Origin of the sequence: Citrobacter sp. wls826, assembly GCF_005281245.1 — a bacterium.
GTDB classification, from domain to species: domain Bacteria; phylum Pseudomonadota; class Gammaproteobacteria; order Enterobacterales; family Enterobacteriaceae; genus Citrobacter; species Citrobacter braakii.
Genome location: NZ_SZWS01000061.1, coordinates 126683 through 136816, shown reverse-complemented (window position 1 = coordinate 136816; position 10134 = coordinate 126683). Strand labels below are relative to the sequence as shown.

The 10134-nt window shown below is 52.2% G+C and carries 10 protein-coding genes; 7 read left to right on the top strand and 3 right to left on the bottom strand.

Going from position 1 to position 10134, the window contains the following annotated elements; all coding sequences use genetic code 11:
* Positions 1-131, bottom strand: a 131-nt coding sequence (locus tag FDW87_RS18150; RefSeq protein ID WP_137380050.1) for a YoaH family protein, incomplete at its 3' end; no start/stop codon positions are given.
* 83 nt (positions 132-214) lie between these two features.
* Here FDW87_RS18150 and pabB point away from each other — a divergent pair.
* From pabB to FDW87_RS18130, 4 genes are all read left to right on the top strand, one after another.
* Positions 215-1576: an aminodeoxychorismate synthase component 1 gene (gene pabB / locus FDW87_RS18145; protein WP_047416605.1), complete on the top strand. Its 1362-nt coding sequence runs from the start codon at positions 215-217 to the stop codon at positions 1574-1576.
* A 3-nt stretch (positions 1577-1579) separates the two neighbouring features.
* A complete protein-coding gene (locus FDW87_RS18140; protein WP_016153390.1) occupies positions 1580-2158 on the top strand; it encodes a CoA pyrophosphatase in 579 nt (192 codons plus the stop codon).
* Between the two features lie 183 nt (positions 2159-2341).
* Positions 2342-3706, top strand: coding sequence for an L-serine ammonia-lyase (gene sdaA, locus FDW87_RS18135; RefSeq protein WP_016153391.1), 1365 nt, complete (start codon positions 2342-2344; stop codon positions 3704-3706).
* A 130-nt stretch (positions 3707-3836) separates the two neighbouring features.
* Positions 3837-5438 (top strand): EAL domain-containing protein, encoded by a 1602-nt coding sequence (locus FDW87_RS18130; RefSeq protein ID WP_016156794.1) that lies wholly within the window; start codon positions 3837-3839, stop codon positions 5436-5438.
* A 6-nt stretch (positions 5439-5444) separates the two neighbouring features.
* Here FDW87_RS18130 and yoaE read toward each other — a convergent pair whose 3' ends face one another.
* Positions 5445-7004 carry a CNNM family cation transport protein YoaE gene (gene yoaE, locus FDW87_RS18125; RefSeq protein ID WP_016153393.1) on the bottom strand — a complete coding sequence of 520 codons (1560 nt, stop codon included), beginning with the start codon at positions 7002-7004 and terminating at the stop codon, positions 5445-5447.
* Entirely contained in the window at positions 6992-7150 is a 159-nt protein-coding gene (locus FDW87_RS23335) for a hypothetical protein (RefSeq protein WP_371415032.1), read from the bottom strand. The genes yoaE and FDW87_RS23335 overlap by 13 nt, the downstream gene beginning before the upstream one ends.
* A gap of 313 nt (positions 7151-7463) precedes the next feature.
* Between FDW87_RS23335 and manX the strand changes: the two genes are divergently transcribed.
* The 3 genes from manX to FDW87_RS18110 all read left to right on the top strand — a co-directional run.
* Complete coding sequence (manX, locus tag FDW87_RS18120; RefSeq protein ID WP_047416602.1) at positions 7464-8426, top strand: PTS mannose transporter subunit IIAB; 963 nt, start codon at positions 7464-7466, stop codon at positions 8424-8426.
* A 58-nt stretch (positions 8427-8484) separates the two neighbouring features.
* Complete coding sequence (gene manY / locus FDW87_RS18115) at positions 8485-9285, top strand: PTS mannose transporter subunit IIC (protein ID WP_016153395.1); 801 nt, start codon at positions 8485-8487, stop codon at positions 9283-9285.
* Between the two features lie 12 nt (positions 9286-9297).
* Positions 9298-10134, top strand: an 837-nt coding sequence (locus FDW87_RS18110; protein ID WP_137380049.1) for a PTS mannose transporter subunit IID, incomplete at its 3' end; no start/stop codon positions are given.

Here is a 10134-nt window from a genome sequence, read left to right as displayed (position 1 = left end):
CTGGCGCGTAATTCAGCAGCCACTTTCGTAATCGCCTCGCCACTGCTCATCCCCTGGGATATCAGTTCATGAATGCGTTCAACCGCCTGTTGCTGCTGATCGTGCGTGAGTGAAGGTAAACCTGCAATCATGGTGAACTCCTGCTAAATTATTAGCGCTAATTATTTCATGCTACCCGGCACATAGCCAGTGAAGTAGCAACGAGTCAGGACTGATGAAGACGTTATCTCCCGCTGTAATCACACTCCCCTGGCGTCTGGACGCCGCTGAGCACTATTTTGCCACATTAAGCCACCAGCCCTGGGCAATGCTTTTGCATTCAGGCCATGCCGACCATCCGCATAATCGCTTTGATATTCTGGTCGCCGACCCCATTACAACGCTGGTCACACATGCAGAAGAGACCGTTGTGCATGACCATCACGGCACTATGCAAACGGTTGATGATCCGATGACAGTTTTACGTTCGGCGCTGACATCGCTGACTATTCAGCCCGATTATAATCCCGATTTTCCCTTCCAGGGAGGCGCATTGGGTCTGTTCGGTTATGACTTAGGCCGTCGTTTTGAATCTCTGCCAACGGAAGCCGAACAGGATATCACGCTACCGGACATGGCGGTTGGCATTTACGATTGGGCGCTGATTGTCGATCATCAGTTGCAAAGGGTGTCGCTACTTAGCCACTCCGATGTACAGGCACGACACCGTTGGCTGGAAAATCAACAGATACCCGTGCGCGAACCGTTTTCGTTAACATCCTCGTGGCAGTCAAACATGACCCGCGAGCAGTATGGTGAAAGGTTCCGTCAGGTGCAGCGTTATCTGCACAGCGGCGATTGCTATCAGGTCAATCTTGCCCAGCGTTTTCAGGCGCATTATCAAGGCGATGAGTGGTTGGCGTTTGTACGTCTCAACCATGCGAACCGCGCCCCGTTCAGTGCGTTTATACGTCTTGAGGAGGGGGCGATTCTCAGCCTTTCACCTGAGCGTTTTATTCTGCTGGAAAACCAGCACATCCAGACGCGTCCGATTAAAGGCACGCTGCCCAGACTTGAAGATGCCGATGCCGATCGTCTGCAGGCTCAATCACTGGCGAACTCCCCAAAGGATCAGGCGGAAAACCTGATGATCGTCGATTTAATGCGTAATGATATCGGCCGCGTTGCCGAACCCGGTTCGGTACAGGTTCCGGAACTGTTCGTTGTCGAACCGTTCCCTGCCGTTCATCATTTGGTCAGCACCATTACCGCGCGTCTGCCAGAATCATTGCACGCCACTGACCTGCTGCGCGCCGCCTTCCCCGGCGGCTCTATTACCGGTGCGCCAAAAGTGCGGGCAATGGAAATTATTGACGAACTGGAACCGCAAAGACGCAACGCCTGGTGCGGTAGCATTGGCTATCTGAGCTTTTGCGGCAATATGGATACCAGCATCACCATTCGCACGCTCACAGCCACCAACGGACGCATTTATTGTTCCGCTGGCGGTGGCATTGTGGCGGACAGCCAGGAAGATGCGGAGTATCAGGAAACGTTTGATAAAGTGAATCGTATTTTGCACCAACTGGAGAACTGACACGTGGAATACAGCAGCCTGACGCTTGATGATTTTTTATCGCGCTTTCAACTCCTGCGCCCGCAGGTTAATCATACTGCGTTAAACCAGCGTCAGGCCGCCGTACTGATCCCCGTCGTGCGTCGTGCACAGCCGGGGTTACTATTAACTCAGCGTTCCGTTCATCTGCGCAAGCACGCCGGACAGGTCGCCTTTCCCGGCGGCGCGGTGGATAGCAGCGATGCCTCGTTAATTGCCGCCGCCCTTCGCGAAGCGCAGGAAGAAGTGGCGATCCCACCATCCTGCGTGGAGGTGATTGGCGTTCTGCCGCCGGTCGACAGCGTGACCGGTTTCCAGGTCACGCCGGTGGTAGGCATTATCCCGCCAAATTTGCCATATCGCGCAAGTGTTGATGAAGTTTCCGCCGTGTTCGAAATGCCGCTTGCACAAGCCCTGCATTTAGGTCGTTATCATCCGCTGGATATCTACCGTCGCGGCGATTCACATCGTGTATGGCTTTCCTGGTATGAGCAATATTTCGTCTGGGGAATGACCGCCGGAATAATTCGTGAGCTGGCGCTGCAAATTGGCGTCAAGCCCTGACTATACTTATCTTTACGCACACCATAGACAACTTGAAACTCAGGTCACAACATTAGTAAAACCGCGGTTATCTATTAGTTTAATTCATGTGAATAGTTAAGCCGATCGCCGCGTTCCCTCTTACACTATGCGCAGTTATAACATCGTTACTGGAAACCCCAGTCGCCCTGTAGGAGTATTATCGTGATTAGTCTATTCGACATGTTTAAGGTGGGGATTGGTCCCTCATCTTCCCATACCGTAGGGCCTATGAAGGCGGGTAAACAGTTCGTCGATGACCTGGTCGAAAAAGGATTACTGGACAGCGTTACTCGTGTCGCCGTCGACGTGTATGGTTCACTGTCGCTCACGGGTAAAGGTCACCATACCGATATCGCCATTATTATGGGTCTGGCGGGCAATGAGCCTGCTACCGTGGATATTGACAGCATCCCCGGATTTATCCGCGACGTAGAAACGCGTGGACGCCTGCTGCTTGCGCAGGGCCAACACGAAGTGGATTTCCCGCAGAATGACGGAATGCGTTTTCACAACGGCAACCTGCCGCTGCATGAAAACGGAATGCAGATCCACGCGTACAGTGGCGAAACCGTCATTTACAGCAAAACCTACTACTCTATCGGCGGTGGATTCATCGTTGATGAAGAACATTTTGGTCAGGATGCCGCGGGCGAGGTCAGTGTGCCTTATCCGTTCAAATCCGCCACTGAAATGCTGGAATACTGCAACAGCACCGGCCTGTCTCTCTCTGGCATGGCGATGCAGAACGAACTTGCTCTGCACAGTAAAAAAGAGATTGAAGAGTACTTTGGTAACGTCTGGCAAACCATGCAGGCTTGTATCGATCGTGGTATGAACACCGAAGGCGTGCTGCCGGGTCCGCTGCGCGTTCCTCGTCGTGCTTCAGCCCTGCGTCGTATGCTGGTTTCCAGCGACAAGCTGTCCAACGATCCGATGAACGTGATCGACTGGGTGAACATGTTCGCGCTGGCCGTTAACGAAGAAAACGCCGCGGGTGGTCGCGTAGTTACTGCGCCAACCAACGGTGCTTGCGGTATCGTGCCTGCGGTACTGGCCTATTACGATCATTTCATCGAGTCCGTCAGCCCGGATATCTATACCCGTTATTTCCTGGCGGCCGGCGCGATTGGCGCGTTGTATAAAATGAACGCGTCTATCTCTGGTGCAGAAGTGGGTTGTCAGGGTGAAGTGGGCGTAGCCTGTTCCATGGCTGCCGCGGGTCTGGCTGAACTGTTAGGCGCAAGCCCTGAGCAGGTGTGTGTTGCTGCTGAAATCGGCATGGAACATAACCTCGGCTTAACCTGCGATCCGGTGGCGGGACAGGTACAGGTTCCGTGCATCGAACGTAATGCCATTGCGTCAGTGAAGGCGATCAACGCTGCGCGTATGGCAATGCGCCGTACCAGCGCTCCGCGCGTCTCGCTGGATAAAGTCATTGAGACCATGTACGAAACAGGTAAAGACATGAACGCCAAATACCGTGAAACGTCACGCGGTGGTCTGGCAATCAAAGTTCAATGTGACTAATACTTATTTTTCGCCCATCTGCGACGGATGGGCGAATTTGCCCCCTCTCCCTCGTCTGGCGTAATTTTCCCCACTACACTTGCTCTGTTGCTGTTGGCTACTGTGACCAACGGCTTATCGGGCGGCCCGCATGCAAACAGCGCAAAGGATCATCAAGAACTATCGCCGGAATCGCTTAATCGTCTGCACATTATGTGCACTACTGACGCTCATTCTCACATTAACTGTCCGATTTATTTCGGAGCGTAATTTAAATCATCGCAATACCGTTACCTTTGCCAACCACGCCGTTGAAGAGTTGGATGACGTGCTTTTGCCCCTACAGACCGGACGCGATGTACTGCTACCGCTGATTGGGCTTCCCTGCTCAGTCGCGCGTTTACCTCTGAGTAAGCATGCAGCCAGACTGCAAACGGTACGTTCTATCAGCCTGATTCAGAGCGGGATCCTTTATTGTTCCAGCATTTTTGGCTATCGCAATGTGCCTATTCGCCAACTGGAGCCTGAATTACCCAGTCGGGAGCCGCAATTGCTGCTGTCTACCGACCATTCGTTGATTAAGGGCAGTCCGATTCTGACGCAATGGTATCCAGCATCTGCCGATGGCTCAGATGGCGTGCTGGAAATCGTTAACATTGATTTATTATCGTCCATGTTGCTTGAACCCCAGCCACCGCAAATTACCCATGCCAGCTTAACCGTCGGTAATCGCCATTTGCTATATGGACAGGGTGTTGTCGATACGCTACCTGAACTGGATAATGAAAAACGCTACCAGCTCTCATCGCAACATTTCCCCTTTACTATCAGCGTCACCGGTCCGGGTGCCAGCGAACTGGCTATAAAACATCTACCAACACAACTGCCGCTGGCGGTGATCCTAAGTTTTTTAGTGGGCTACCTGGCATGGCTGGCGACCGCCAGCAGAATGAGCTTCTCCTGGGAGATAAATCTGGCCCTTGCTGCACGGGAATTCGAGCTGTTTTGCCAGCCGCTACTTAATGCGCAAACCCAGCAATGTATGGGAGTGGAAATCCTTTTACGCTGGAATAACCCGCGCCAGGGTTGGATCTCTCCCGAAGTGTTTATTCCCATCGCAGAGGAGCACAACCTGATTGTGCCGCTTACCCGTCATGTCATCGCAGAAACCATTCAGCAACGGCACGTATTCCCGATGAGCAGCCAGTTTCATATTGGGATTAATGTTGCCGCCAGCCATTTTCGTAACGGTACGCTGCTAAAAGATCTCAACCAGTACTGGTTCAGCCAGCACCCTATTCAGCAGTTGGTTATCGAACTCACCGAGCGCGATGCGTTGCTGGATGTGGATTATCGGGTCGTGCGCGAGTTAAATCGGCTTGGCGTAAAGCTGGCAATTGACGATTTCGGCACCGGCAACAGCTCGCTCTCCTGGCTGGAAAAGCTTCGCCCGGATGTGCTGAAGATTGATAAATCATTTACCTCGGCAATCGGGACAGACGCCGTGAACTCAACCGTCACAGACATCATTATCGCTTTGGGGAAAAAACTGAATATCGAACTGGTGGCGGAAGGCGTTGAAACACAGGCGCAGGCACAGCATTTGCGCCGACACGGAGTACATTTATTGCAAGGCTTTTTGTATGCAAAGCCGATGCCGCTGCGCGATTTTCCCAAATGGCTGGCGGGCAGCACGCCGCCGCCCGCCCGGCATAACGGGCGACACAGTATGCACGTTATGCCGTTTCGCTAACCCCGCTTACTCGTCTTCGTCGTGAGCGGGTTGTTCTTTAACAATGCGAACTAAATCCACACGATAGTCATTGGCTTCGACAATCGTAATGCTCAACGGTGCAACATCGATAACATCACCTACGCGTGGAATATGGCCGTTAGCGGCAATGACTAAACCTGCCACCGTGGCGATGTCTTCATCTTCATTCACTAACGTATCCACGTCCAGCGCCTGTTGCAACGCATGCAGATCGGTACCACCTTTCACCAACCAACCGCCTGCATCAGCAATAATTTCAGGCGTTTCATCAGCATCCGGGAATTCACCGGCAATAGCTTCTAATACGTCCAGCGGCGTGACCAGACCCTGGACTACACCAAACTCGTTAGTGACGATAACAAAGCTGCCGCGGGCGCGTCGCAGAACACCTAACAGATTGATAGGATCCAGCGTTTCCGGGACAATAATAGCCGGAGACGCGGAGGCAATGGCCGCCACATCCACACCGTCTTCCAGCGCGACCAGTAGCTCTTTAGCACGCACAATACCGATGATTTCATCCAGTTCGCCACGACACACCGGGAACAGGCTGTGTGGTGACGAGAGCAATTGCTCGCGAATTTCCTCCACGCTCAGGTCTGCATCAACCCAGCTAATTTCGCCACGAGGCGTCATAATGCCGCGTAATGAACGCGATGCCAGAGAAAGGACGCCGTTGATCATATAGCGTTCTTCTTCCACAAATGCGCCTTCCGGGACGGGAACCGGCACCGGGTTGTCGGATTCCATCTGCGCGCTGGCCTGACTTTTACCCCCCATCAGACGCAGGATTGCATCGGCAGTGCGCGCACGCAGCGGCAGCGTCGACTGGTGGCGAATAAAGTTCCGACGGGCAATCTGGTTAAACAACTCAATGATGATTGAGAAGCCAATCGCCGCATACAGATAGCCTTTCGGAATATGGAAGCCAAACCCTTCGGCAACCAGGCTCAGACCGATCATTAACAGGAAGCTCAGACACAGCACCACCACCGTCGGATGTTGGTTCACAAATCGTGTCAGCGGCTTAGAAGCCAGCAGCATCACGGCCATAGCAATCACGACCGCCGCCATCATCACCGGCAGATGGTTGACCATACCGACCGCCGTAATAACGGCATCCAGCGAGAATACCGCGTCGAGTATGACAATCTGCGTCACAACAACCCAAAAACTCGCATACCCTTTTGCCTGGCCGGTATCATGTTCACGGTTTTCCAGCCGCTCATGCAGCTCTGTCGTGGCCTTGAACAAGAGGAAAATCCCCCCCAGCAGCATGATCAGATCGCGCCCCGAGAACGAGTAGTCCATTACCGTAAATAGCGGCTTAGTTAGCGTCACCATCCACGAAATCACGGACAACAAGCCCAGGCGCATAACCAGTGCCAGTGACAAACCGATTAAACGCGCTTTATCTCGCTGTTTTGGCGGCAGCTTATCAGCCAGGATCGCAATGAAGACCAGGTTATCGATACCCAGAACAATTTCGAGAACGACAAGCGTGAGCAAACCCACCCAAATCTGCGGGTCCATTAATAATTCCATGACAAGCTCCTGCTTAAGGAATGACCAAACTGCGCGCTGAGGATCTCAGGCGTTGAAGCGATATGCAGAAAAAATTTGTGGCAAAAAGTGCCAATCTGACAGGCTTGATACGGCCTGGTAGTGAAATGACGTCGGTGACGATCCATATGGTGAGCTACTGCCCTATACTCCTGAGTAATTAAACCGATGCTAAACATAACAGAGACAACCGTTTTTTAGCAAAGATTTACCTTCCTTTGCAATAAGTTGTTTCGGAGATATTTTACCCTTCGAAATTTCTTTTTATCGGAAGTTAAATTACGGATCTTCATCACATAAAATATTTTTTTCGATATCTAAAATAATTCACGAAAATCATAGGTTTTTCTTTGTAACCCTTATCTGAATCGATTCGATTGCGGACGACGATTCAAATACATCTTCACGTTGATGTGTTAACGATAATAAAGGAGGTAGCAAGTGACCATTGCTATTGTAATAGGCACACATGGTTGGGCTGCAGAGCAGTTACTTAAGACAGCAGAAATGCTGTTAGGCGAGCAGGAAAACGTCGGCTGGATCGATTTCGTTCCAGGCGAAAATGCCGAAACGCTGATTGAAAAGTACAACGCTCAGTTGGCAAAACTCGATACCAGTAAAGGCGTGCTGTTTCTCGTTGACACATGGGGAGGCAGCCCGTTTAACGCTGCGAGCCGCATTGTCGTCGATAAAGAGCATTACGAAGTCATCGCCGGTGTGAACATTCCCATGCTGGTTGAAACCTTCATGGCGCGTGATGACAACCCCAGCTTCGATGAATTAGTAGCACTGGCCGTTGAAACCGGTAGCGAAGGCGTGAAAGCGCTGAAAGCAAAACCGGTGGAGAAAGCCGCTCCAGCCCCAGTCGCGGCGCCAAAAGCAGCAGTTCCCGCCAAACCGATGGGTCCGAACGATTATATGCAGATCGGCCTGGCGCGTATTGATGACCGCTTAATCCATGGTCAGGTGGCAACTCGCTGGACCAAAGAAACCAACGTAACACGCATTATCGTCGTCAGTGATGAAGTTGCCGCCGATACCGTGCGTAAAACGCTGCTGACCCAGGTTGCACCTCCGGGTGTGACGGCGCATGTGGTTGATGTCGCGAAAATGATCCGCGTCTACAACAACCCGAAGTATGCAGGTGAGCGTGTGATGCTGTTGTTTACCAACCCGACCGACGTAGAACGTATCGTTGAAGGTGGTGTGAAAATTACCTCTGTAAACATTGGCGGTATGGCTTTCCGTCAGGGTAAAACGCAGGTAAACAACGCAATTTCTGTCGATGAAAAAGACATCGAAGCCTTCAAGAAACTCAACGAACGCGGTATTGAGCTCGAGGCTCGTAAGGTTTCTACCGATCAGAAACTGAAAATGATGGATTTGATTGCCAAGGTGAAATAACGCCCTGGCATTTACTTAGTTTTCACACTTAAGTCTGTATAGCAATAGGAGAAGTACAATGGAGATTACCACTCTTCAGATTGTGCTGGTGTTCATCGTCGCATGTATCGCGGGTATGGAGTCGGTACTCGATGAATTTCAGTTCCACCGTCCGTTGGTGGCCTGTACGCTGATTGGTGCCGTTCTCGGTGATATGAAAACCGGTATCATCATCGGTGGTACCCTGGAAATGATCGCCCTGGGCTGGATGAACATCGGTGCTGCGGTTGCACCTGATGCCGCATTGGCCTCAATTATCTCTACCGTTCTGGTTATCGCGGGTCACCAAAGCATTGGTGCAGGTATCGCGCTGGCTATCCCACTGGCAGCAGCAGGCCAGGTACTGACCATCATCGTTCGTACTATCACCGTAGCATTCCAGCACGCAGCGGATAAGGCGGCAGAAAACGGTAACCTAACGGCGATCTCCTGGCTGCACGTATCCTCCCTGTTCCTGCAGGCTATGCGTATCGCTATCCCGGCGGTAATCGTGGCGATTTCTGTTGGTACCAGTGAAGTTCAGAGCATGCTTAATGCCATTCCGGAAGTTGTGACCGGCGGTCTGAACATCGCAGGGGGTATGATCGTAGTGGTTGGTTATGCGATGGTCATCAACATGATGCGCGCAGGCTACCTGATGCCATTCTTCTACCTCGGCTTCGTCACCGCGGCATTTACTAACTTCAACCTGGTTGCTCTGGGTGTGATTGGCGCAGTAATGGCTATCCTCTACATTCAGCTGAGCCCGAAATATAACCGCGTAGCCGGTGCACCTGCTGCTGCGGCTGGCAATAACGATCTCGATAACGAACTGGACTAGCAGGTGAGCGAAATGGTTGATATGACTAAAACTACCACCGAGAAAAAACTCACTCCGAGTGACATTCGTGGCGTGTTCCTTCGTTCTAACCTGTTTCAGGGTTCCTGGAACTTCGAACGTATGCAGGCGCTGGGTTTCTGTTTCTCCATGGTGCCGGCTATCCGCCGCTTGTACCCGGAAAACAACGACGCACGTAAGCAGGCTATTAAGCGTCACCTGGAATTCTTTAATACCCATCCGTACGTAGCGGCCCCCGTATTGGGCGTTACGCTGGCGATGGAAGAGCAGCGTGCAAACGGCGCAGAGATTGACGATGGTGCCATCAACGGTATCAAAGTTGGTCTGATGGGACCGCTTGCAGGCGTGGGCGACCCGATCTTCTGGGGTACCGTACGTCCGGTATTCGCCGCACTTGGCGCAGGTATCGCGATGAGCGGCAGTCTGCTTGGACCACTGCTGTTCTTCATCCTGTTTAACCTGGTTCGTCTGGCAACCCGTTACTACGGTGTGGCATACGGCTACCGTAAAGGTATCGATATCGTTAAAGATATGGGCGGCGGCTTCCTGCAGAAACTGACTGAGGGGGCGTCAATCCTAGGCCTGTTTGTCATGGGGGCATTGGTTAACAAGTGGACGCACGTAAACATCCCGCTGGTGGTTTCCACCATCACCGGTCAGGATGGTCAGACTCGTGTCACCACTGTGCAGACTATCCTTGACCAGCTGATGCCGGGTCTGGTTCCTCTGCTGTTGACTTTCGCCTGTATGTGGCTGCTGCGTAAAAAAGTGAACCCGCTGTGGATCATCGTTGGCTTCTTCGTCATCGGTATCGCGGGCTACGCTGTCGGA